Source organism: Candidatus Williamhamiltonella endosymbiont of Tuberolachnus salignus, from assembly GCF_964019775.1.
In the GTDB taxonomy this organism is placed as follows: Bacteria; Pseudomonadota; Gammaproteobacteria; order Enterobacterales; family Enterobacteriaceae; genus Hamiltonella; species Hamiltonella defendens.
In genome coordinates this window covers 755,749-779,979 of sequence record NZ_OZ026471.1, presented here as the reverse complement: position 1 = coordinate 779,979, position 24,231 = coordinate 755,749, and the positions used below count along the sequence as shown (strand labels likewise).

The 24,231-nt window shown below is 36.8% G+C and carries 25 protein-coding genes; 4 read left to right on the top strand and 21 right to left on the bottom strand.

All coding sequences use genetic code 11. The features are described 5' to 3' along the window. Window positions 1–78: 78 nt before the first annotated feature. The 3 genes from lolC to lolE are packed head-to-tail and all read left to right on the top strand — an operon-like array spanning window position 79 to window position 3,240. Window positions 79–1,281, top strand: coding sequence for a lipoprotein-releasing ABC transporter permease subunit LolC (gene lolC / locus AACL23_RS03680; RefSeq protein WP_100095973.1), 1,203 nt, complete (start codon window positions 79–81; stop codon window positions 1,279–1,281). Continuing rightward, window positions 1,274–1,984, top strand: coding sequence for a lipoprotein-releasing ABC transporter ATP-binding protein LolD (lolD, locus tag AACL23_RS03675; protein WP_095033785.1), 711 nt, complete (start codon window positions 1,274–1,276; stop codon window positions 1,982–1,984). Before lolC ends, lolD begins: the two co-directional genes overlap by 8 nt. Before the next feature lie 2 nt (window positions 1,985–1,986). Then, the gene (gene lolE / locus AACL23_RS03670; RefSeq protein ID WP_100095975.1) at window positions 1,987–3,240 is read left to right on the top strand and encodes a lipoprotein-releasing ABC transporter permease subunit LolE; all 1,254 of its coding nucleotides are present in this window, start codon (window positions 1,987–1,989) and stop codon (window positions 3,238–3,240) included. A gap of 163 nt (window positions 3,241–3,403) precedes the next feature. Here lolE and AACL23_RS03665 read toward each other — a convergent pair whose 3' ends face one another. The 14 genes from AACL23_RS03665 to AACL23_RS03600 are packed head-to-tail and all read right to left on the bottom strand — an operon-like array spanning window position 3,404 to window position 13,422. Then, on the bottom strand, window positions 3,404–4,450 hold the full coding sequence (locus tag AACL23_RS03665; protein ID WP_100095976.1) for a YscQ/HrcQ family type III secretion apparatus protein: 1,047 nt from the start codon (window positions 4,448–4,450) through the stop codon (window positions 3,404–3,406). Then, window positions 4,428–4,826, bottom strand: a complete 399-nt coding sequence (locus AACL23_RS03660; protein ID WP_095033788.1) for a hypothetical protein — start codon at window positions 4,824–4,826, stop codon at window positions 4,428–4,430. The genes AACL23_RS03665 and AACL23_RS03660 overlap by 23 nt, the downstream gene beginning before the upstream one ends. Next, window positions 4,807–5,238 carry a type III secretion system apparatus protein gene (locus AACL23_RS03655; RefSeq protein WP_100095977.1) on the bottom strand — a complete coding sequence of 144 codons (432 nt, stop codon included), beginning with the start codon at window positions 5,236–5,238 and terminating at the stop codon, window positions 4,807–4,809. The genes AACL23_RS03660 and AACL23_RS03655 overlap by 20 nt, the downstream gene beginning before the upstream one ends. After that, a complete protein-coding gene (locus AACL23_RS03650; protein ID WP_422389622.1) occupies window positions 5,187–6,527 on the bottom strand; it encodes an EscN/YscN/HrcN family type III secretion system ATPase in 1,341 nt (446 codons plus the stop codon). Before AACL23_RS03650 ends, AACL23_RS03655 begins: the two co-directional genes overlap by 52 nt. Continuing rightward, entirely contained in the window at window positions 6,514–8,556 is a 2,043-nt protein-coding gene (locus AACL23_RS03645) for an EscV/YscV/HrcV family type III secretion system export apparatus protein (RefSeq protein ID WP_422389621.1), read from the bottom strand. Before AACL23_RS03645 ends, AACL23_RS03650 begins: the two co-directional genes overlap by 14 nt. Then, window positions 8,553–8,924, bottom strand: coding sequence for a type III secretion system apparatus protein (locus AACL23_RS03640; protein ID WP_339050196.1), 372 nt, complete (start codon window positions 8,922–8,924; stop codon window positions 8,553–8,555). Before AACL23_RS03640 ends, AACL23_RS03645 begins: the two co-directional genes overlap by 4 nt. A 10-nt stretch (window positions 8,925–8,934) precedes the next feature. Beyond that, window positions 8,935–9,927, bottom strand: a complete 993-nt coding sequence (locus AACL23_RS03635; RefSeq protein ID WP_012737869.1) for a SepL/TyeA/HrpJ family type III secretion system protein — start codon at window positions 9,925–9,927, stop codon at window positions 8,935–8,937. Next, entirely contained in the window at window positions 9,924–10,562 is a 639-nt protein-coding gene (locus tag AACL23_RS03630; protein ID WP_012737870.1) for a type III secretion protein, read from the bottom strand. Before AACL23_RS03630 ends, AACL23_RS03635 begins: the two co-directional genes overlap by 4 nt. Continuing rightward, window positions 10,559–11,188 (bottom strand): type III secretion system domain-containing protein, encoded by a 630-nt coding sequence (locus AACL23_RS03625; RefSeq protein WP_339050192.1) that lies wholly within the window; start codon window positions 11,186–11,188, stop codon window positions 10,559–10,561. Before AACL23_RS03625 ends, AACL23_RS03630 begins: the two co-directional genes overlap by 4 nt. Next, window positions 11,185–11,934, bottom strand: coding sequence for an EscJ/YscJ/HrcJ family type III secretion inner membrane ring protein SsaJ (gene ssaJ, locus AACL23_RS03620; RefSeq protein ID WP_012737872.1), 750 nt, complete (start codon window positions 11,932–11,934; stop codon window positions 11,185–11,187). The genes AACL23_RS03625 and ssaJ overlap by 4 nt, the downstream gene beginning before the upstream one ends. Beyond that, a complete protein-coding gene (gene sctI / locus AACL23_RS03615; protein WP_100095980.1) occupies window positions 11,931–12,185 on the bottom strand; it encodes a type III secretion system inner rod subunit SctI in 255 nt (84 codons plus the stop codon). Before sctI ends, ssaJ begins: the two co-directional genes overlap by 4 nt. A 50-nt stretch (window positions 12,186–12,235) precedes the next feature. Next, window positions 12,236–12,496: an EscG/YscG/SsaH family type III secretion system needle protein co-chaperone gene (locus tag AACL23_RS03610; RefSeq protein WP_012737874.1), complete on the bottom strand. Its 261-nt coding sequence runs from the start codon at window positions 12,494–12,496 to the stop codon at window positions 12,236–12,238. Further along, complete coding sequence (gene sctF / locus AACL23_RS03605) at window positions 12,493–12,708, bottom strand: type III secretion system needle filament subunit SctF (protein ID WP_012737875.1); 216 nt, start codon at window positions 12,706–12,708, stop codon at window positions 12,493–12,495. The genes AACL23_RS03610 and sctF overlap by 4 nt, the downstream gene beginning before the upstream one ends. A gap of 15 nt (window positions 12,709–12,723) precedes the next feature. Beyond that, window positions 12,724–13,422, bottom strand: coding sequence for a helix-turn-helix domain-containing protein (locus AACL23_RS03600; RefSeq protein WP_012737876.1), 699 nt, complete (start codon window positions 13,420–13,422; stop codon window positions 12,724–12,726). Window positions 13,423–13,797: 375 nt separating this feature from the next. Here AACL23_RS03600 and AACL23_RS03595 point away from each other — a divergent pair, with 375 nt between their 5' ends. After that, complete coding sequence (locus AACL23_RS03595) at window positions 13,798–15,999, top strand: hypothetical protein (protein ID WP_339050187.1); 2,202 nt, start codon at window positions 13,798–13,800, stop codon at window positions 15,997–15,999. 243 nt (window positions 16,000–16,242) lie between these two features. On the opposite strand, the gene AACL23_RS03590 is transcribed toward AACL23_RS03595, so the two are convergent. The 7 genes from AACL23_RS03590 to AACL23_RS03560 all read right to left on the bottom strand — a co-directional run bounded on the left by AACL23_RS03590 (window position 16,243) and on the right by AACL23_RS03560 (window position 24,216). Further along, window positions 16,243–16,551, bottom strand: coding sequence for a hypothetical protein (locus tag AACL23_RS03590; RefSeq protein WP_171967579.1), 309 nt, complete (start codon window positions 16,549–16,551; stop codon window positions 16,243–16,245). A gap of 154 nt (window positions 16,552–16,705) precedes the next feature. Further along, on the bottom strand, window positions 16,706–17,668 hold the full coding sequence (locus AACL23_RS03585; RefSeq protein ID WP_100095982.1) for a type III secretion system protein: 963 nt from the start codon (window positions 17,666–17,668) through the stop codon (window positions 16,706–16,708). A gap of 45 nt (window positions 17,669–17,713) precedes the next feature. Beyond that, on the bottom strand, window positions 17,714–19,702 hold the full coding sequence (locus tag AACL23_RS03580; protein WP_235661247.1) for a type III secretion system protein: 1,989 nt from the start codon (window positions 19,700–19,702) through the stop codon (window positions 17,714–17,716). A gap of 90 nt (window positions 19,703–19,792) precedes the next feature. Beyond that, the gene (locus AACL23_RS03575; protein WP_339050182.1) at window positions 19,793–21,046 is read right to left on the bottom strand and encodes a type III secretion system protein; all 1,254 of its coding nucleotides are present in this window, start codon (window positions 21,044–21,046) and stop codon (window positions 19,793–19,795) included. A gap of 152 nt (window positions 21,047–21,198) precedes the next feature. After that, entirely contained in the window at window positions 21,199–21,453 is a 255-nt protein-coding gene (locus AACL23_RS03570) for an EscE/YscE/SsaE family type III secretion system needle protein co-chaperone (RefSeq protein WP_095033798.1), read from the bottom strand. Between the two features lie 30 nt (window positions 21,454–21,483). Beyond that, entirely contained in the window at window positions 21,484–22,722 is a 1,239-nt protein-coding gene (gene sctD, locus AACL23_RS03565; protein ID WP_012737884.1) for a type III secretion system inner membrane ring subunit SctD, read from the bottom strand. A gap of 3 nt (window positions 22,723–22,725) precedes the next feature. Next, on the bottom strand, window positions 22,726–24,216 hold the full coding sequence (locus AACL23_RS03560; RefSeq protein WP_100097060.1) for an EscC/YscC/HrcC family type III secretion system outer membrane ring protein: 1,491 nt from the start codon (window positions 24,214–24,216) through the stop codon (window positions 22,726–22,728). Window positions 24,217–24,231 lie beyond the last annotated feature (15 nt).

The following is a 24,231-nucleotide window of genomic DNA, read 5'->3' as shown; positions in this document are numbered from 1 at the left end:
ATACGAGTGGTTCCATAAAATAGTTAGACCCTTTATTATCCTTGAACACTTGACTTTAGCAACAGGATCTCAATTTGCATGTATCAGCCTGTCACGCTTTTTATTGGCTTACGTTATATTTATGGAAGACGTTCTGACCGCTTCGGTCGTTTAGTTTCATCGCTCTCTAGCATCGGGATTATGCTTGGAGTCATGTCAATGATTGTGGTTTTATCTGTGATGAATGGATTTGAACGAGATTTGCAAAATAATGTTTTAGGGCTTATGCCTGAGGCATTAATTACAACTCCTGAAAATGTGATTGATCCTCAAAAAATATCTGTCTCCAAATTACAGAATTTAAAAGGCATCAAACATATTGCACCTATCACCACTAGTGATGTTGTCATACAGAGTGCACAAAATATCAGTGCTGGTGTCATGCTGGGGATTAATCCAGAACAATACGAACCTCTTTCAAAATATTTTATTAATGTTCATCAAAATCTACTTCAACCAGGCCAATACCGCATCATCATGGGTGCTAAATTAGCTCAGCAACTCGGGATTCAATCCGGTGATACCGTTCGTTTAATTGTGCCTAGCGTCCGCCAGCTTACTCCTATGGGAGGTATGCTGAGTCAACGCCTATTTACCCTGGTTGGCGTTTTCTCTGCAAATAGTGAAGTCGATGCTGATCAATTTTTTGTGAACCAGCAAGATGCCTCTCGCTTAATGCGTTATCCCTTAGGGGATATTACAGGTTGGCGTTTATTCTTGACTCAACCTCTTAAGGTCGCCTCATTAAGCAAGCAAAAACTACCGGATGGCACAGTATGGAAAGATTGGCGTGAACGCAAAGGCGCACTTTTTCAAGCAATGCAAATGGAAAAAAATATGATGGGTCTATTGTTAAGTCTTATCATCATTGTGGCAGCCTTTAATATTATGACTTCATTAGGGTTGCTAGTGATGGATAAACAACGGGAAGTCGCTATTTTACAAACTCAAGGTTTTACTCGGCGCCAAATTATGACCATGTTTATAGTGCAAGGGTCAACATCTGGGATTGTTGGCAGTGTTTTAGGGGCATTATTAGGAATAATATTAACAGGTCAATTAGAAAAATTGCTTCCTATTTTAGGTTTATTAATAGCAGGGGAATCCTTACCTGTTAGCATTGATCCTATGCAGGTGTTTATTATTAGTCTGTCTGCTATATTCATGGCGCTCTTATCTACTCTCTATCCTTCTTGGCGTGCAGCTAACTTTCAACCTGCTGAGGCATTACGCTATGAATAAAAATGCTCCTCCATTGTTGCACTGTGAAAAACTGTGTAAAACTTACCGAGAAGGAAAATTGCATGCAAATGTGTTGAAAAATATTACATTTACGCTTCAAGCCGGCCAAATGATGGCCATTGTTGGAAGCTCTGGTTCTGGGAAAAGCACATTGTTACATTTATTGGGAGGGCTTGATTCACCAAGCTCTGGTGAAATTTTTTTTCAAGGTAACCTGATAAATCATCTTTCTACTTCAAAAAAAGCAAAGTTACGTAATCGTCATTTAGGGTTCATTTACCAATTCCACCACCTTCTTCCAGATTTTACTGCTCTAGAAAATGTCTCCATGCCTTTGTTGATTGCTGGAGAAAAAGCACGAACAGCCAAACAAAAAGCGTTGACGATGCTTGAATTAGTCGGCCTCGATAATCGTCATCAACATCGCCCTTCCCAACTTTCTGGTGGGGAACGCCAGAGAGTCGCTATTGCTCGTGCGTTAGTCAATACACCTTCTTTAGTACTTGCGGATGAACCGACCGGTAATCTAGATCAACAAAATGCAGAAGCCGTCTTTAATCTATTAAGTCAAATAAACATAAATCAAGGCACGACCTTTCTGGTGGTGACCCATGATTTAAAATATGCAAAACGCCTAAATCAACAATTGGAAATGACTGATGGCCATTTGCATCCGATTTTATCGTTATCCGAGGCACGGTAAGAATGACATTCCTATTTGCCAGAGCATGGTTAATCGCTTGGCGTTTCAATCGTGATCGGCGAAAAGGAGGGATGGTATCTCTGCTATCTTTAATTTCGATTTTTTCGATTGCGCTAGGAGTTGCAGTGCTCATTATTAGTCTTAGTACAATGAATGGTTTTGAAAGAGAATTAAAAAACAGGGTGCTTGCAGTGGTACCACATGGACAAATTCATTTTCTTGATTTGTCTATTTATGATTGGCCTCTTATTTTAAATCGTGTAGAAAAAATAAAAGGCATTATTTCAGCGGCTCCTTACATTGATTTTACGGGCTTAATAGAAAATGAAACAAAAATTCGAGCAGTGCAGATCAATGGCGTTTCTCTAAAAAGGGAACACAGCATTAGTGCTTTACCCGATTTCGTTCTTAATCATGCTTGGCAAAAATTTAAAGCCAACCAGAAACAAATTATTTTAGGTCAAGGCTTAGCAAACACTCTCGGTGTCAAAGTGGGGTCATGGCTAACCATCCTGATCCCTAACATAAATCCTCAAATCAGATTATTAAAACCAAAGCGGATACATCTACAAGTGATAGGCGTATTTCAGCTCAGTGGTCAATTAGACCATAATCTGGCTATCATTCCCCTGTCAGATGCACAACAATATTTAGAAATGGGTGATAAAATCAGTGGTATTAAAATAAAAATAAAGGATATTTTTAATGCAGATCATATCACTCATAAAGCAGCTCAAGCGACAAAAAGTGATGTCAATTTTAGTAGTTGGATCTCTACCTATGGTTATATGTATCATGACATTCAAATGATTCGAAGCATCATGTATATCGCGATGGTATTAGTGATGAGTGTGGCCAGTTTTAATATCGTTTCGACTCTCATCATGGTGGTAAAAGATAAAAAAAATGATATTGCTATATTACGTACATTAGGAGCTCAAGATAAACTCATACAAACCATTTTTATTTTTTATGGTTTATGGACAGGTTTGATCGGTAGTATCAGTGGAGTATTTCTTGGTGTGCTGCTATCACTAAAATTAACTGAAATTATGCACTTACTGGAAAAATGGATGGGTTATTCATTTTTGTCTGGGGATATTTATTTTATCAATTTCTTTCCCGTTGAGCTGCATTGGTTTGACGTATTTTACGTATTTATGACTTCATTATTACTCAGTTTAATGGCCAGCTGGTATCCAGCACGTCGAGCCAGCAAATTAGATCCTGCTAAAGTATTGAGCGGTACACATTAAACAGTATCGATATCATTTAATTGACATCAAACTTAATCAACTTACTGATAATAAAATTGGGATTTAGTTCAGGGGAGCACGATATTTTGGGGGTGATTTATTTTTAAAAGGCATTTTTTATAAATGATGCTATTGAGAGAGATGAATTGATAAACTTCTAACCCTATTTATCCAATAACCACTGCTCAATACGAACAATCAATTCTCCGTCACAGCTCAATAAATTACCGGATCCTATCTTCCGGCCGTTTAAACGGATCATCACTTCCCCATAAAAGCTTGTTTTACAATTTAACGTTTTTCCAACAGAAAGTTGCTTGAGATCCTGGATTGGTATGTTAATACGACCAATTTCCATCACCAAAGTCTGTGTGAATTCATTTAAAGAGATTTTTTTTGGCTCTTCTTCAAATTCAGGAATAACATCAGGCGATGATGCATCCGAAGCGTCTTCATCAGAAGGCGCTTTATAAGAAAAGTCATTTGACTCTGTATCGGAATCTAACTCTAAAAAAGTGTCAATATCGTCATTGATGTCTTTTATCGTCACAGTTTTGCCTTCGTTTAAGCTGATATAAAATTGGGAACCCTGCTCTGGCCACATCCAGCAACAGCTTTGATCCAGTTCGGCACAGGCCAGTAACCTTAAGCCATCCTCCACTTGAATATGTTTCAACTGAGATACAGATAAGCGACACCATCCTGCGACTAGTCCGCATTCATACTGTAATTTATCATTATTTTTATCATAAAACTCTTTTTCCTTATCAACAGAATGCCAATCTGCCAAGGTTTCAAGCAAAAAATGAGCAGACCAATTTAGCAGCACAAAACCAAATTCCTGTTGATTTATTTTGTAATTACAAACAACAGCCCATTGTTTTGTTATACTGGTTGGACGAGGTATATCATGGCCCAATGTCATTTTAGGAAATAAGTTAGGCAAATAAGATAAAGTCCAATCGGAGATACCCATCAACAAATCAGGATGCAAGCAATCTGGAGAGGCAACAGAAATGATGGATTCTAACCAGGATGACCACTGTTGCTCGGATAACCAAAGGCCACAGGGTAATTCGTTTAACATCACTGAAAAATAAATCCCCGGGCCTTCCATCACTCTCATGTTGACGGTCACTTCTTCTTTTTTCCGGCCATTTCCTACTAAAGCGCTTAATGCTTTAAATTCAGGGAGGACTTGTAGTAGCATCACTGACCTCCAAAAAACAGGGTATGCCTATACGTACTAATTCCCTCTCCCAACGTTTACGTAATCCTAGCACTCGTTTTTTTACTATATCGCCAGGACAGGTTAATCTCACGACAAAGCCTTTTTGAGCAAAACTGACTCTGATCACGGTACCCGTAAGTACTCCTGATACAATATGATAATCTGCCCATTGTTCTCCTAAAGGAGAAAGCGAGGGGTTCAGATCTTCTTTTAATTGAGTTGAAGGAGAGGAGGGCTGCAATAAATGTTGAAAATGCTTTTTCTTTTGTTCGTGATCTTGTCCGTCTTTTGATTGACGACGTGCCTTTTCTGGTGGAGGTAAGGGAATGGCACCTTCAATATGAATTCGATTCATCTTTAATAAGTATCCGTAATTTTTCTTGTTTTATTAAATTGAGTTTTAACAAAAGCTGAAGTTCTTGAAGTTTTTTTCCAACCTGTTTCAATTGCATCAAAAATTCATTTCTTTTTGATAACTGTTCACGCTCTTGCTCATAAAATGAGTGAAACAATTCCTTGTGTTCAGCAAATTCGTTAGCCTCTAAAACACCCTGCCAGTGTGTCAATTCTTTTAATTGTTCACATATTTGTTCACGCTTGATGCGGCAACCTTCAGTTTGCCTTTTTAAATTTTCCTGTGTTTTGATGCTTCCAGAAATACAGCGACGTAAAGTTTGTTCTCTATTTTTTTTTAGATTTAATAGACGAACCAGGGTCACGAGATCACTGTTTGTTCGAGCATTTTTAATGTTTTTTCTAATGCCCAATGCTCACCTCCTTTCTGTTTCAAAAAGTTACAAACAGCTGGGTATCGTTTTAAGGCATCATCTGCTTCTAAATCCTGCCCTTTTTGATATTCTCCCACTCGTACCAATAATTCAATTTCTTCATAACGCGCCAATATGAATCGCAATTTTTGCGCCATTTCCAAGTGCCAGGAAGAGGCTATTTGTGGCATAATTCGACTCACACTGGCCGCAATGTCAATCGCAGGGTAATGACCCGCTCCGGCTAATTTTCTGGATAATATAATGTGTCCATCTAGTAAAGAACGCACTTCGTCAGCAACAGGTTCATTCATGTCATCACCTTCTACCAGTACGGTATAAAATGCGGTAATGCTTCCAAGATCGCTGTTTCCTGTTCGTTCAAGTAAACGCGGCATTTGAGCAAATACACTTGGAGGGAAACTGCCAGCAGCGGGTGGCTCGCCAGCGGCTAAACCAATTTCTCTCGCGGCTCTGGCATAACGCGTGAGAGAATCCACCATTAATACGACTTTTTTACCACAATCCCGAAAATATTCAGCAATGGTGGTGGCCGTATAAATCCCTTTTAAGCGTTCTAAAGCAGGTCGATCTGAGGTGGCCACGACCACAACGGTACGCTGTCGGGCTTTAGGGGTAAGTACTTGCTCTAAAAATTCGCGAACTTCTCGGCCTCGTTCTCCAATCAGTGCCAATACCATCACATCAGCATCACTGCCATCGCACAGCATCCCAAGTAAAGTACTTTTTCCTACCCCTGCTGCTGCAAAAATCCCGATTCTTTGACCTTCTCCGCAAGATAATATCGCGTCTAATGATCGAATACCTGTGACAAGTTGGTCTGTAATGGGTTTACGCTTCAGAGGATCAGGAGGGGCGTTGTCTAATGAACGCCAATGGTAACCCAAGCCAGGACCATCATCGATGGGATGACCTAATCCATTGAGAATACGCCCCATTAAGGACATGCTGACAGGGACTCGATGAGAATATTTTAAAGGAGAAACCCATTGACCTGCATAAAGGCCATCACAGGATGAAAAAGGAGATAAAAGCGCTGTTTTTTGTTCAATAGAAACGACTTCTGCTAAAATTCGATTCGGCTCTATTCGGCAGAGTTCACCCATTCTGACGCCAGGTAAACTCACCTTGATTAAGGTGCGTCCAACATTCAGTATCGGTCCTCTATAAACAGCGCCACTGGGTACAGGGATCGTAAAATCCAGTTTTTTTTTCAGGCGCTCACTCACTGGTGAGACATCTGGCAAATGAATTTTATTCAAACTCATTTAACTCTTCTCCAATGAATTCGACCATGCCTTCTACTTTAATCGGCATTTCATCGCCTATTTCCTGAAAAGATAAGACAGGTAATGAAAAGAGATCATGTTCAATCATTTTACGCAAGTAGTGGCGTACATCGATGCTGGTTAGTAATAAAATACCCGTTTTATTTTCAATGGATTTTTTAATTTTATTTAAAATGAGAGTGGATTTTTTTGCATTGAGCTCTGAATAAGCGCCTGCAGAAGTCTGACGAATAGAACGACGAATAATATTTTCTAGCCCTTCCCCTACACGAAATACGGTCAAATAATTTTTACTGTGGCTAAAACGTTGGCAGATATGACGCCTAAGCGCAATACGGACATATTCGGTCAACATCACATTGTCTTTTTCTTTAGGTGCCCATTCCACTATTGCGCCAAAAATGGTTCGCAGATCGCGGATAGAAATGTTTTCCTGTACCAGTTTTTGCAAAATATTTGAAATTTTGTTCACCGGCATTTGACGCTGCAACTCTTTTATCAGTTCCGCATAATTTTTTTCCATAGCATCCATTAAATAACGAGTTTCCTGTACACCGATAAATTCAGAAGAATGGCGCTCAAACACATAATTCAAGCATTGAATAATGCGTTCGTCCCCTTCAAAAAAAGTGATCTTCAAGCTTATTGCCTGTGATTTTTGGTCAGAAGATATCCAATACAGCTCGCCCATACGTCGGCTTAAATTTTGATGGCGTACTGTTAATTCGGCGTGAGGCCGTTCGATCAGCAATTCATTTTCTGCTAATACCAATTCTAATACTCTTTCCTGATAGACGCTGATGGATAAACCATTTTTTTCTAATTGTTGATTGATATGTACAACGACCTCAGGGACTGGTAGGCCAAGGTGTTCAAAAAGACGTAAACGCAGTGAATCAATTTCCGTTTTGAGATTAGAGCGGTTTAAATTGGGCGCACAATGTAGCAGTAAAGGCACAGCCCCTGGCTTCATTTCATTTTGAGGTTCCCCGTCGGCATTCAAACCCATAGATTCAGATTGGCCGAGCTTCTTTTTTTTGCGATAAACAAGAAAAGCGGGGCTGGCAACAAGAGAAGCCAACAAAGCAAAAACGAAAAAAGGAAAACCTGGGATCAATGCAAATACGAGCAAAATACCTCCGGCCATCCATAAAGCTTCAGGTTGCCTGCCCACTTGATTAGCTAATTCATTTGCAAGACTTTTTCTTTCTTTCCCTGGTACTCGTGTTACCACAATCCCGGCAGTGATTGAAATCAGGAGGGAAGGGATTTGAGAGGCCAAACCATCCCCGACAGAGAGAACCGCATAAGTTTGTAATGCCTCGCTCGCAGACATCTGGTGTTGAAAAACCCCAACCGAAATGCCACCAATAATATTGACCAAAATCACGATGATACTTGCAATTGCGTCTCCTTTAACGAATTTCATCGCACCATCCATCGCACCAAACAAGCGACTTTCTTTTTGAACTCGTTCTCTTTGTCTCCCCGCTTCAGCCGAATCGATAGATCCTGATCGTAAATCACCATCAATACTCATTTGTTTACCGGGCATTCCATCCAAAGAAAAGCGGGCGCTCACTTCAGCAACCCGTTCTGAGCCCTTTGTGATGACGATAAATTGAACAACAGTAATAATGCTAAAGATAATCAGACCTACTGTCAGATTACCGCCCACAACAAATTGTCCAAAAGCTTCAACAATTTCGCCTGCATCATGCTGTAGTAATACTAAACGGCTGGTACTGATGGTTAAGGCAAGGCGATATAAAGTGGTGATCAGCAATAAAGAAGGGAATACTGAAAATTCAAGTGGATCCCGAATGTAAATAGAAATCATCAGTAAAATAGCAGAAAGCCCCAGATTGACGGCAATCAAGACATCGATCAATTCTGTGGGTAATGGCAAAATCATCATAAAGATGGCGACAAGCAACATGACCGCTAAAAAAATATCTTGCCGCTCTAACAGTAAAGCCAGCGCTTTTTTTATTTTATCTCCTCTCATGACCATGTGCCTGGCAGAGATCGCAATAATACATATTGCTGTAAATAAATTTGATACCAGAGCTCAGCCCTGGATGAAAAATCAAAACAACAGCTGACCATAACACCTGCATTTAATAAATAGATACGTTGCGGTATACCTTGGAAACGTTCGAGACGCCAACGCTTTTGTAAATCAAATAATTGAGTATTGTGTGCATATTCCTGTAAACGTCCTGTTGTTAATAATACTCTTTGCTGGCGGACCTCTAAAAAAACGACCCGTTGCCCGATTCTCCATTCCATACAGGATTCAATCGATTCACAAGGCAGTTGAGCTAGTCGAACAAACAGTTGCAAGTTACGAGTGACGACGAGATTGATATCCACTTTTTAAAGTTCAACATTCAAAAGAAGAAAACGCTTCTAAAATTTGTTCACGATGATCATCATCAGTAAAACAGCCATCAGGCATGATTTTAAAAAGCCTGGTTAAATCAAAAATCAATTCGCGCTTTTGTAGATTCTCTAAATTGAAAGCATCATCTAAACGCTCTTCTAGCCAATCTTTGAAGACCCAGGATTGAGCGGTTATCTCTAATATTTGGGATAGTAAGACATCACCTTCTAACCCATAACAAGATGCCATCACTTCACAACGCTCATCTAGACTGAGAAAAAGAAGAAGGCGTTTTAATCGATCGATCATTATTTTTAGCCTCCGCCCTTTCTCTGGAGCGGGCTGTGAATTTAATTCAAATGCCATGGCACGTAAAAGGACTCTGATCCTACGCTTACGATCTGCCCATTCTTTTATTTTTTCAAAAAAATTTATCACGGAATATTCTTCATCATCTATCACCTGTTGAAAAAGGCGTCTTAGGCGCGAAAAATTTTCAGTGGGCATGTCATTAAATTCTAATAGACCAAATAAGGAAATTTCCCAACCTTCTTGCTCCATTAAATCTGCGAGTTGCTTTGATAATTGGCGCCGCCGCAAAGGGTTATGCCCCTGCTGTGTTAATAAAAAACCAGTTTGTAATATTTGTTGAGCCAACAGTAAATCCGAATTGGCATGATGGGATAAATTTTTTTTTAGTAAATCATTGAAACCATCTTTGCCTTGGCTCTCAATGAATTGAAGTAGCAGGTTTTTACTTCTTTCAGAGCGCGTATTTTTCAGCTGTTTGTAATATTCTCCTATCTTAAGCCCCATCATTTCTATCGTTTCAGTTTGACTGCTTAATTGTACCTGTTGTTCGAAGATGGCTTCCATGACAGAGCTGCCAGGAGATATTTGGTGAGCAATTGTGGTTTTTTTTTCACTTTCAGCTGACTGACGATGATCAATATCATTGATCAAGAGTGAATGATGGCTGTTGATTGTACTCATGACGCTATCCCCTCTGATGCGGCTTCTATCCAGATGATTAATTCTGATAAATGACGATCCAGGCAAATATCTACTGAAAGTAATGGAGAAGCCAAAATGGCCTGATTGACATCCAAAGTCTCGTCTTCGGATAAAAGTAAACGATGAGCGAAGGTTTCATGTAATACAGGGGATAAGCGTTTTGGATGTACCCTTAAAGTTAAGCTGCCTTGTTTTGCTAACTTCTCCACTTTATCGGCCAAACGGGCCACCAGGATTTCATCAATAGATTGCTGGCCAGCCCAACTTCTGATGACTGTGGTGATAGCTTGTATAATATTTTGGCGAACACTTTCTACTAAAATGTCCTCGATTTTTTTATTCTCTAATAACCATTTCACATGTCGTTCAAGGAGCGAGGCTTCTAATTTATCCTGTTGCTTTTGTTTTATTTTTTCTGCTTCTAGTTGAGCTTCCCTCAATATGGCTGTTTTTTCTTCCTCTGCATGCTGTAAGATCGCTCTGGCTTTTTTGTGAGCTTGTTCTTCTATTGTTTCTTTCCAGTCAATTTTTTTTAAAAATTCTGAGGGGATGTAAGGCCCGATTGGCAGTGAACTGTTGTATTCCTTGATGCTGATATGAAAAGGATTACTCATAAAAGGCGCTCCAAACGTCCGAGCCAAAGACGTGCTTGAGGAAAATGAATGGCTCTAGGTAAAGGTGGCAAAAGAATAGAGAATGCACGCCAAATTAAATTACCTGATTCTATCGAATGAAAAATGCCATAACCCAACTGTCTGGCTATCTTTGGTAATAAATCGGGAGTAAAGCTGATAGCACTTTGAGATGGACAGCCAATCCCTAAAAGTTGACGCATATCTGTTTCATTAAGAGTGGGATGAAACGCCTGACGATAATGCGCTATCCTTAGATATTCTACGCATTTTAAGCTGATAAGGCCTAACGCCATACAGAGTTTCTTTAAACGAGATTCCAGCAATAAATCTGACTTTTGTTGATCTGTTAAAACAGCGGGGAGAGGTTCGAGAGGAAAGTTCCGCACATGAATGAGATAACGGTTCAAAGCTGCATCAAGAGCAGGAGAATTCCCGTAACAGTAGCTTTGCGCTTTTAAACCTGCTTTGGTTAACCATAAAGGATGAGCAAAACGAGCGGGTTGCCAGGCCAGTTGATGTAAATGTAAAAGCTGACTCGAAATGGTCTTAATACCCCCACACTTTTGATCGAAATTGGGATAAACAGGTTCATTTTGGTCTTTCATTTTCGTAAATACCTTATCCAGCCCACTACTGACAATACGGCTACCACTCCTGCCAAACCAGCCAAAATCATCTGTATGACTTTAATGTGCTCTAATAGCCATTCCAGAGCAGAATGTGATTGTTCCTGTTTTTGTAAGTTGTCTGCCTCTGTTATTTTTTTAGGAGTAAATCGAAAATTGGCAGGCTGCATTAATATACTGATTTTTGAGTAATCAATGCCGGGTATGGCATCGTGAATTAAATTTTTAATTTGAGATTGATAAATTTCTAAATTGATTTCAGGAGAATATTTCATAAATACCGAGGCAGAACTGGGATTCATGTTTTTATCGTTTGAAGGTGCGGCAACAGCGATGCTGACATCAACACGAATCACCCCTTCCATATGGCTTAGCATGCTTTCTAACTGCTGCTCTTTAATGTAAACCATCTTGGCCTGTTCTTGCCCAGGAGAAGTCACCAGTTGATTTGAAGGAAATATTTTATCCACAGTGACATAGTTTCTGCGAGGGAAGCCATTTTGGCGTAATAGCTCGACTGCATCGATAAAATGCTTACGGTCAACATTCACAGTCACGGTGCCATCTTTGTTTTGCTGTTTTTCAGCATTGATATGGTGAAGCATCAGCAACGCCAACATTTGATTGGCTTCAGACTGCGCTAATCCGGAATAAAGTTGAACATTACAAGCGCTTAAAGACAGTATTATTAAAAATATATAAAAAATACGTCTTACAGACCTCATTGCATACTCACTAATTTATTAATTCCTTGCCCCAAAACGCCCGCAATTTTAGCATCTAAATCAATTTTTACTGTTGCGCGGGCCACACCATATTGAATACCCAGTGCATCTTGAGGGGTATCTGTTACAGGCTTTTTATTATAAAGGAGATCAAAAAAACGATTAATTTGTTCAGGAGTTCCTTGCGTTTTTTTATCTTTTTGGACGTTCTGTAGATGCTCAGTTAACGCAATAATAGGTTCAGTGGTCATAGTCATAGCTCCAAAATAATGTTTTATCTGTACATTGATTTTTTATCTTTTTATGTTTCAACATTTAAAAATATTTCTCGAAGCACTATGGCTTCTTCTAATGAACTGTCTTTAAGTAAATTGATTGCCTTTTGAGTTTCGCCAAGACCATGCAGTAATAAGGCATGACAAGTTAAACGGACGTTAATATCAGGCACTAAAAAAGGCAGAGATTCCATGATTGCACGACTTTCTTTACAAAAATTGTGGTTGAGGCCAGCAATAGCGGCTTCAACGATCAGCTGGCGACAGGATTTTGAAAGTATCGTCATATTTTTGAAATAATCGAACTAAAAAGATCTTTAAATACTCTAACTAATGAACTCTGAATGCTCACTAAATTACTATACTGCTGTATGCTGTACTGCATTTTTACCATGTGGCCAGGATTATTGAGGTCAGTAGAGGATACTTTGGCTTTTAAATCTTGAGAAACTTTTGACATTTTATCTGACAGAGCATTTATCAAGGATTCAATATTCATGGTTTTCTCCTAATTTTAGATTAAAGTACGCAATTGCGAAGGCGAATGCTGATAGCGACGACGAAAACTGTCTGAAAAATGAGCATGATTACTAAAACCACACTCCATCGCTATATCAGAGACACGTAGCCGAGTCGACTTGAGCAATTCTAATCCTTTTTTTAAACGCTTGTCTAATAGCCACTGTTTTACGGACGTTCCAAACTTTTGATAAAACAAGAAATTCAATTTTCGTGATGATACACCTAGTTCTTCGGCATAGCGTGAAACACTCCACGCATTAAGACTATTTTGTTCAAAAAATTCTAGCAACTCATTGCTATTGCCGACCATCAAATTCAGCAAATTATAAAAATATTCACTATCCAAACCCAGGCAATAAAGATAAATAAATCGAAGCGACATTCCAGGTTGAATGCTCATAAGTCGTTCAGTGACTTGAATAATATTTTTTTGAAGAGACAATATTTTACAGCGATCAAATGCAAAACGTTGAAATGAATTTGATTGTGATGAATGCTGTGTCAGTGTTTTGTAAATCGGTAATAAATCAGCCGAATAGCATATAATATTTTTTAAATGATAACCATCAACAGTAGAAGCGACAGCACTTTCATCTGAAACAACCAAACTTCCAGAAGGAACATCATAATATTCACCAGAGCATTTCAATGAGCCGGCTTTAAGAAATAAAATAAATTGTATTGATTGCATTATTTTCCCCTTCGTTTAAGTATTAATGCTGACAATCTATCGATTTTTTCTAAAAGGGAATATCCGGTGTATACCTCATATTTTAAATGAATCAAAAAATAGATAATGTGTCTGGTGTCACGTATCAAGGCTCAGGTTCTTTTAAAAAAAGCACCTGATCGATGTGATCAATCCCAATGAAATATCAATTTGATTGTTTTTTCCTTATTCTATCAATTTGTGACCTTCAAGTTTTTTTTAATTTCAAGTTACTGTAAAGTTAAAAATATTTTTAATATTAACCAATCACTTTTTTAAAAATCGCCTTTTAAAAAAGGAATAACTTAAAATATATTTTAATAATGCAATTCATACTAAGTTAGTAAAGAGGTCAGTATGCCAAAATCAACAGTTTCAAATATGAATTTAAAATTTTTTACTTTTTTAAAAAGTCAAGACTCCTCCAAACAAAAAGGGGCAAGTGCTATTTCTAAAAAGAGGCTTACTGCTAAAAATACAGACAAGGGTATTTTTTCTCAAAATAAAGCGGATCAGGTTAAATTAAATGGGGAGCCACAATCTGAGACTGATAAATCAAGACTTAGTCTTGATGTTGCTTTAATTCAGCTAACTTTATTTAAAAAGTTAAATAAATATATAAATGATTTAGATATAAATGATGAACACAGAACAGTTCGTCAGAACAACGTAAAAGACAGATTCAAAGATTTTCTGATTATAACAGATAGCAACAAAGTCGCATGGTCTCAACATAAACAGCCTAAAGATCTGAGTGAACTTAAAAAAATCATTGGAGAAGCTTTAGAAAGTTGTAGTTTTTTTAAGTCGAGTTTGCGTACCATTTTAAACACGGTTAATGAACAAATCAAAGTTGCTGAAAGTAATTTAACTTCATATACTTATACAAAAAATTCACGTGATAGTAACGATGCCGAAAAAACTCCCGAAGTGCCTGCATTTTCTACTGATACAATAACTCAGGATACAACACAAAATACAATATCAATAATATCTCCTGCTACTCAAGAAAATAAATTGGTCAGCAGTGAAGATAATCAAAATAATACGCCTGACTCTCAGTCTGATGATTCTACTAATAGCAATTTATTCAATGATGTAGATGACAATGTTAATCATAATTTAGTGACTCAGCCAGCTGAGAATCCTCTTAATGAAGAGACAATAGTTAAAGAGCACGATCAACTTTTGAGGATATTGAATGAATATGCCAATACATCCACAAAAAGCCCCATTAAAAAATTGAGCCATGGTGGTAGTCATCTAAAAATTTTAGAAGATATATTAGGTAATAATTGGATTAAAATAGAAAAGAATAATTTTGAAGAAAAAATTAAATGGAAGAAAAATCCAGATATCAACGATATTTGTTTTATTGTAAATGCATTATTAGAAAAGCATCCAAAAAAAGAGTCGCAGCTGAATCAACTTTTAGTTCATTTTCAATCAGAATTTTCTAAACGTCATCCTGAGCTTAATATCAATAGTGATAGACTTTTACAAGTATTGAATCAATATGGGAAAGACAAAGATCATCAAGAAAAACTACATAAAAAATTAGATGAATATAATGATGTTTTGAAAAAAACAAAAGATACTCAAAATCCATATAAATGGAATGAAGAGCCTACAGAAGAAAAAATAGATGCTATTTTAAAAAAATTATTAGAAAATTCTATGGATCATGAATCGTCGTTACGTAAATTGTTAGCGCAGCGATTCCCAGAAAAAACAACTGCAATAATAACTGATATAACTGATGTAAAAACTAAAGAAATTTTTAAAAAACATAAAAAAATCTTACAGGAAGAAATAAGTAAGGTTGATACTGATCATCTCAACTCTTTTGGAAAACTTGAAAAATTCAGCAAAAAAATAGATCAAGTTCAAGAAGATCGTGTTAAAGAATTTAACAAAGAGATCAAAGGGTTTTCGGATAAAACGAAGATTACAATAAATGATTCTTTAAAAAAGAATTATGAATCAAAACTCAAAAACTGCGAACAGACGTTGAGTTTTCCAGACATTGTAGACAAAATTTTAGATAAAAAAGATTATTTCATTTTTAATTCAACAAAAAAAATAAACAAAGAAGAAATTGAGAAAAATGGAAATAAAATCAATGAGAAAGTTATTCAGATCTCTAATCTAGATATACCAAAAGAAGTAAAGAAAGAATGCATAAATAAAATCACAAGCATGGCTTTGAAGAGACTCGATTTAATAAACAACTCTCTTCCCAGAGAAGAAACTTTCTGGAAAAGCTTTTCAGCAGCAATGACATCAACTTTCACGCGCACAGGGGTAGTTGCCGGAATTGGTACAACTGTTATTTTATTGCTTGCATCTATTGGAGCCGTACCGGCTGTAATAATAGGGGGAGCCATTGTTGGGTTCATCGTATTCGGGAACGTTTTAAAAGAGCTTAAAAATTCAAGCAAAAAACAAGAAAAGCTTCAAGAAGTGATTCAATCTTATTCAAGCGAAAGAGAAAAAATAAAAGAAATACAAAAAAAGCATGGCATTTCCATACATCAGGCTGAGTCGAAAGCAAATTAAAACTCAGAAAGGCCTTATAAGCAAAACGATTCGTTCGACTTAAGCTCTAACTCTCGGGTTGTTTAACTTTAATGAAGTAGGCCGCGTGGGTTGAGAGAGGTTATGGGAAGGATGGTTTGTGTTACAAACCATCCTAAATTATCTTTTCGGCCAATCGGTTAAACTATGCAATGTGACCTAAAGATAGGGTAATAAGGAATGTGATGCTAAATGAGCATTTTTTTTAAACCAGAAAAAAATGGATTATTTCATATTAAAATTGCTCTCTTTTTTCATATTATCATCGTTGTCCTTTTCCATATTTTTCATATTAGCATCCGGCTTATTTTTAGAATCTTTTTTCATCCTTTTTTTTTCAGTTTTTTTATGATACTTCTCAATTTTAGTCTTTTTGATATTACCCGCTGAATCAGCCGTCGAAGAAGTCACTGCTGAAGACGCCACTTTAGAAGTGACTTCCGTAGGGTTGGGTTGCTTCAACATAGAACCTTCCGCAGCAATAGCAGTGGAAGATATCGTCACTGCAATAATGAATGCTAATGTTTTTTTCATATTTGATTCCTCAAAAAGTTTGTTTTGCCCCCCCTATCGGGAGTGTGTTTATCATATAGTAATCAGTTTATTATTTCTATGGGTGATAAATGGATCGAGTATATTTTATACAAAGTCGCTCTATTATATGAAAAAAACAACCGCCGATTTTTCATTAACCGCCGGCGACAAAACTCCCTCCATGCAGTAAACGAGAGAGCAGAGGCATCATTTCTTTCATAAATTGCAATAAAGTGGTCAAGAGGTCTATCACTATTTTTTGGTTATTCTGAAACATAGTGTCAGCTGACTGAACCATGTCAGTTGCATTTTGAGCAAACGCATTGTCGTAATTTGATTGCTTATAATCATTTTGACTGGCGATGCCACCAAGACCAGACACACCACTGCTAGCATGACCGGCAATAGAACCCAACTCATTTCCTTTTGCCATACCATAAGATGAGCATACCGCCCCAAGTAAGCCCCCGAAAATTTTGCAACCACTATCAATATAACCTCCTTTTGCTTTTTCATCTGCTGAGGCCAGCATGAGCTCGCATCTACGCATTTGGCTTTTATCTTTCAGCTCAAGGTCCATGCAGTTCTTTTTTAAAGTCTCTAATGCCACCAGCATGATCATGATCATGAGCTGTAACATGACGAGCTCCATGTTATCTGAAGGCCCGTTAGCTATGTCATGTACACGTTTACTGATAGTATCTAGATTATCTTTATCTAAAATGATACCGTTTTTAGGATTATTACTGATTTCAGACTTTTCAAGAATCTTTACGATAGGGAACGCATACTTTAAACATATCTTTGCCATAGGCTCTATATCTTTGTCATTTATTTGTGATTTATTCTTTCCTTCGATAGTGGCTGAAGGAATACTGTTTAGTTCTTCCTCCATTTTTTTTGTTATTTTTATTAACTCTGGGTCAGGCTTGACTTTTTTACCATTCACTTTCAGTTCTTCTTCAATAGTCTTCAATATAACGCTGGAAAATCCTGGTCGCTCTTCCTTTAATTTTGATTTATCACTTTGATCGTTTTCAAAAGTTGGAGAAGCTTTCTCTGGGTTTACAGAAAAAAAGTTTGAAGTAGTTTGAGTTAATCCGGTATTGTAATTCATAATGATCTCCTGATTTTTATTTATGGTGAGTGGCCTACTAGTTAATTACCCACCCATTATTAAGTCATTCAGCTGCCCCACCTGCTGTAACGATTTAATGGTTTCTTGCTGCTCTGCTTGAAGAAATTTCACTTCATTTTGCTGATTTTTTTGGTTTAGTTCTGTCCTTTTTTTGGTATTATCGACCTCATTTTTAGAAATCTCTCTTTCTGCAGCGTCTTTTTCCTGTTCGTATGTTAAGCCTGTGACTTGCCATTCTATGATACCGTCAAATGTTAATTTTGATGCTTCAACAAAGGCTTGAGCTGCACGATACCCTGCAAATCTGAATGATCTGAAAGCCGTTTTTTCGATTTCTTTAGATACTGACATTAATATAATCTGATTGATTGCTTCTTGTGTGATTTCTTCTCCATCTTTGGCGGCTTGCTTAGCGGCTTTCATTACGTTCTGCTTAATGCGGTTTATGATTTGTTTTTTTGATTTTTCAAAAAATTCTGTTGCTCGATCGATATTTTTTTGGATATTTTTTGGTTTAGCATTAATGTCCTCGAATGCAAATTCAGCCTCTTCACCCTCACCCGACGCCATATTTTTCAGCTCAATTCCTCCTTCCTCCGGGTTAAAGTTAAACCTTTCAGAAAGATTTTCGATAAACTCTTCTGCTTCTTTTCCAAGCTGTTTTTCCATTCTCTCTTCAAGTAATTTGATCCCCTTTTTCTCCATGCCTTCTGCGGCGGCTTCAGCCAATCGGGATGATCCAACTTTAGCAGCATCTGCAAGAGCGTCACTACCTCCCTTTCTGATGAGTTTTACTGCACCTTCTTTTAGTAATTTAGCGGGCTTATAGAGAACAGAAAATATATCAGTCATTAGTGCAACAAACTGAAAAAACGTTGATAAACCCGTTAAGACTTCAATTGCTTTATCTTCTGCCTCCTTATTACCAATATGGCAGGCTTCCAGAATTTGACATAAATCTTTTGCCAAACCGCACGCACCTGCAAGAATATTAGCCGCACCAGAGACTTCATCTCCGATACAAACTTCTACTACACCAATGATAACCTGGACCACATTAACGATAACGTCTATTAATTTATCCCACCAGCTTCTTTCTTCATTTTTTTTAATTTGTTCTTGTTGTTGATGAATCATATCTACTAATTTTTGGTGCTCATAATCTATTAATAATTTTTGATGTTTAAGATTATCCCTGTCTTGTTGATTCTGTGATGACATATTATTTATAACAACTTGTTGATAATGCAAAAAGACGGCGATCATTATATTTTGAAAACTCAAATTGTTATTTATAATGTTGTTTCCGAAATTTAAATACGCATCATGGTTGTTATTAACAGAGAAATCAGGAGTGTTTTGAAGTAATAGTAAATTTGAATGAAGTGTTTTTAAACGGGAAAAAAGATTAACCAGATCCTTATTAGAAGAAAAAGAATCAAGATCCTTACCTAAAGAATGCAATTGGTAAAGAGTCATTTTGATGGCTTCCTTTGCCTTTTCAGGGGAAGCACCCATTAAGTCCGAAACATGGGAAAGATTGCAAAAATCCGAAATAGAATCGAGCAAATGGTTTGCCCCTTTTATTGCATCAAGTGCAGTAGGGATTTTGTCTTTTAATTCTATTGAAGATTTTTTTATTGCAGATCTTTGTGAAATTGCTTTATCGTTTTTAGTATTTGAATGATTAAAAAAGTTTTTTATATGAGGCAATAAATTGGAGATGATTTCTTGTCGTTCGTGTGGGGCCAAACTTTGATTTTTTAATTGTTTCTCAAGAGAGTTGACTGCTTCAGTTTGCGATGTATGATTTTTTAATATCAAAATTAAATTTTCTGATTTTAAATTAAAATTAACAAAGCGTTGTTTTAATTGTTTTAATATTTTTTTGAGTTCTTGTTCCTGTGTTTTTTCTTCTTTCTTTTTGTCTATAAAAGAAGTTAAGGTACCAACCTCTTTTTGTTTTTGAAAGCCATGATATTTTGTTTGATTAACATCAATTTCTGCAACCATATGACACCCCCGGCATTTTCAAACATTTAAGATGATTTTTTATAAAGTCATGGATTCTATTTAAGATAATTTTGTTATTTAAGCAGGTGACTAAGAGCTCATAATGGTTCTGCATAGTTGACCCAAAGAAGATACCATTGTTTTTGCCAGGTTCATCCAGTTTGATGCTGTATTATTTTGCTGAGAAACCTTTATTTGAGCCTCACTAGAAACTTGAGTTGCTACAGACACAATTTGATCAGAAGCACCTTTTATGGCATCAAGACAATCTCTCGAAATCTGATAACCACCTTTTCCATCTGACGTTTGATTCTTTAGATACTCAACAATGTTTTTACCGTCAACTTGAAGACCTAATGCTTCGGCCTTTTCAATTAATTCTTTAGTAAAATCTTCCTTTTTAGTAGCATCACTGGGCGGAATTTCATCTACAAGCTCATTGACTCGATTGCTTAATTCCTGAGCTGCCTGTTGTCTTTCTAATGCTTTTTTTTGATTTTCCGCTATATGAAGGGCGCCAGAAGCACTCGCATTGTATTCGCACATTGAGAGCAATATCATTAACATCCACATACTTATATTAGGATCATGAAGCGCACTGGATAACATGCTTAAAAGAGTTCTACCCTCAACATCGTTGGGATTATCATACGGATCAGGACCAGGGGCAGGTTCATTAGAAATACTACGTTTATTTCTTATAGGAATAGAAGATATATCTTTATGATTAAAATCCTGGGGATTATCATCAGAATCATCACTAAGGTCAGGCTCATTAAAAACACTACGTTTATTTCTTGTAGGTGATATATGTTTATTATGTAGTTTTCGCGCTTGCTCTCTGATTTCTTTGTGCTGTATTTCTGAAAGGTGTCCTGAAAGCGCTATTTCATGGAGCTGCTTCTCGAAAAGCAACATGTTTTTGTTGATTCGCTTGGGATCGACTTCTTTTAGAAAATGTTCAACCGCTAAAGCAACCAGCTTTATGTTCGCGTCAGCCTTAGCTTTTGCTTTTGCTTCTTTATTAGCTTTTGCTTCTTTATGCTGATTAATGAATTGCTTAAAATCATTTATATATTTTTTAAAGTCATCTTTATTAGAGATGTTTTCTTTTGCAAGAGTCAGCAGTTCCTGTAATTTATTACCAACATCAACAGGTTCATGTTCTACTGAATGAATCAATTGTTTTAAAATGTTTTCTAGACGCCCCATTTGATTTTTTGTGAGCTTTTGGATACCTTCGGTAGCGCCCTTGGCTGGAATAGTTTTGTCGCTGTTTTCAGCATAAAAAGCCTTATTTTCATTAACCAGATTAACTAAATCAGGCATAACCTGCATATTCATAATATACACTCCCTAGTGATTTAATTTTGACCACTAAATATTAATATTAATTATTGATTAAATATATATTTTTTTTAAAAAAATTCATTTAATTTATTTTATAAGTAATTTAGACCTCTTTTGTGAGTTCGTCTTTCAATTTTTGGATTTTTCTAACTAAATTGATCGTCATCAAAAAGATTTTCTGGTTTTTTTTTGTGATAACGATAAGACAATGTTTTGATGATTTTTCTAGCACTTAATACTGAATCATAAAGTTTTTGTAGCCCTTCATATTCTTCAGGGGTTTTTGGTGAAGATAAAGCGGATTTTAGTGTCACCTCTGCTTCATCCAATTCATCTAATTTTGACTGTAATTGTTCAGGACAGTTTTTTAATGAGTCTTCAAGATAAGTGATAGTGGCCATAAAAATGATGTTCTCAATAACGTCTAAAAATTAAAAATTTAAAGGAATATGTATCATGTCATTTCCTTTGATGAGTTGTATTCCTTGCTTGCCTATGAATATAACTTTATATCCATTCGATAATACTGTGCCTACTTGTAAACGCTGTCCGTTTTCTAAATCAATAAATACAGATTTAATATTACCACCGTAGCTCATGACAGGAGAGGGTAATATCTGTGCAGATTGATCGAATACAGGAATATTTTGATAAATGACTTTGGGAAAAGTGGGATCTTTTTGATGAATATTGTCTAACATTTCATTTAATTTTTTTTGCTGTTCAGAAGAAAGCCAACCGCTCATCACAATATTTTGTTTATTTTGCTCCATGCTTAAATAACCCAGCAGATCCGATTCCATTAATTGTTGTATCAAAAACTTAATTTGTTCGCCCTGATTGTTAACAACGCTCCATCCTTTTAACCCTGCAATAGATGAAAGGGCTTCCTGCACTTTTGCCCATTCTGGCCCTGATTGAATTAATCCATGAATTACCAACGTGTTAGGAAGACTACCTTGCTTGACCTCAACGTCAGGATAACCAAATTGAAGGAAAACGTTTTTTACACTTAACATTAAATGATCATCGCAGATCAGATTATTGTGATATGCGATCTCATTCGCCAACAAAAAGTTCTGTACATTTTTTATTAAATCAGAATTTTGGCAATATCCATTTAAAATGACGCTTCCATCAGGCTGCCAAATAGTCTTCACTTCTTTTAATTTTAATGTGTTTAATTTCTTTGCCAGTTGACTTGCGATGTTTGTCGATTGATATTCAATCATTTTCTTTTCACTGTGCTTTAAAAGCCTATTCTTATTAGAAGAAAGCCAATACACTCCCCCTAAAAAAGTGAATAATAAAATGAGCGCTAATACTGATAACCATAGAGAGGGTCTTTGATCAACCCGCCTTGGTAAAGGCATCGCAGTAAGAGTATCGTCATGTGCTCCCAAGAGCATATAAATGCCATCTGCTTCAATCACCTGATGAAGCGGCAAAGGATGGTTTAAATCAAACGCAACACCATTGACCCAAACCTGACATTGAGCCTCCATGAAAATTTCATTTTCTTCGATTTTGAGTGTCAGGATATGAGCATCTGGCAATACTAAAAAGATATCGCAATCCTGCTCTCCGAAAGTAAATATGCCTTCTGGCAATAAAATTTCACGGCCATTCAATATGCCATTCAATAAGCGTACTTTAAACTGTGCTTTCATATTTTATTGCCTTTTATTCTTCACCGGCACAGCTTTTATTAAAAATAATCTGACAACACTACTGGATTGTTTGCTTGAACTACGAAATAGTCCTCCAATTAAAGGAATGTCTCCCAATAAAGGAATTTTGTGCTTTGAAGCTTTTTGACTATCTTGAATAAATCCTCCCAATAAAAGATTTTGTCCAGGTTTAAGAACTGCTTGAGTCGTAATTTGAGAATTATCTATTTGAGGTAGTATTTCGGTTGTATTATTAATAGAAGGTCTCTGCTGACCATCTTGAATATCGAGATTTAATAGTACGTCTTCTTTGCCTTTATCTTTAATCATTCTAGGTGTGACCTGCATCAGGGTACCCGTCGTTCTTGAATCTAGTTTTGCCACCTTATCCCCTTGTAATTTCGTATAAAATGTCACGTTTTTATCCAGCACCGCTTGAATATTGTTTAGAGTGACTATAGAAGGACGCGATAAAACCCGAGCTTTTGAATGTTGTTCTAACGCATTAATTCGTACCATGAAATCATTGCCCACAACGGTAGAAAATCCACCGTCATCACTGGATATAAAACCCTTATTAAACGAAACTTTACCACCGCCCAGAGACGCAGAAGCCTCCCAATTAATACCTAACTGGTTTATATCCGAGGCATCAACATCAATAATCGCGACTGAAATTTCTATTTCAATCGGGCGAACATCAAGTTGTTTTACTAAACTGGCATAAATTGGCATGTTAACCACTCTATCCCTCACAATGAGGGCGTTTTGACGAGGATCGGCCGAAAATAGGGGTAACCCTAAAGATTGATCTTTGCCAGAGGTTTTATTTTCTCCTATAGCGATGGTATTTTGTGAATTCATGTCACGTAAAACACTCACTAATCCTGGTAAAGTCACTTTTTGATCACGATATTGATAAGTGGTATCAGTGGCTGAAGCATACTTCAGTGAAAACACCCGGACGGCTTGTTTATTGTCATTATAATTTTGCCGTTGTGTATTTAATAATGAGGTTAACTGGGTTGCACGCTCAATACACACAGGCACACCGCTGATTTCTACTGTATTAAGACGAGTCAAGGCTTTTAAGGCACAATTTTTCCCATTAGGGAGGCCGCTATTTTTTAAATACTTAATTAATGCTTTGATGGGTAAATCACCAGAAGACAGAATCTGCTTTTTAATATCTTGAATTTTATAAAAATAAATGACATCACCATCAAAATACCACGTCAAATTATATTGAGTGGATAACTCATCTAACATTTGATTAGGGGTTTTATCTTTTAATTCGCCGGAAAAAGTGTCAGTAATGTCGGGGCTTACGATCACAGGAATACCGTAGTTAAGCCCGATTTCTTTTAGAAGTTTTCCAAGCGAGATGCCATGAGTGTAAATAAAAAACGGGGCACCTTTCCAATGAATGGTCTGTGCCTTTAAAAAGGGGTTGCTTAACAAAAAACAGATAAAAAGGCTGATGATTTTTTTCATTGTGATATCGCATTT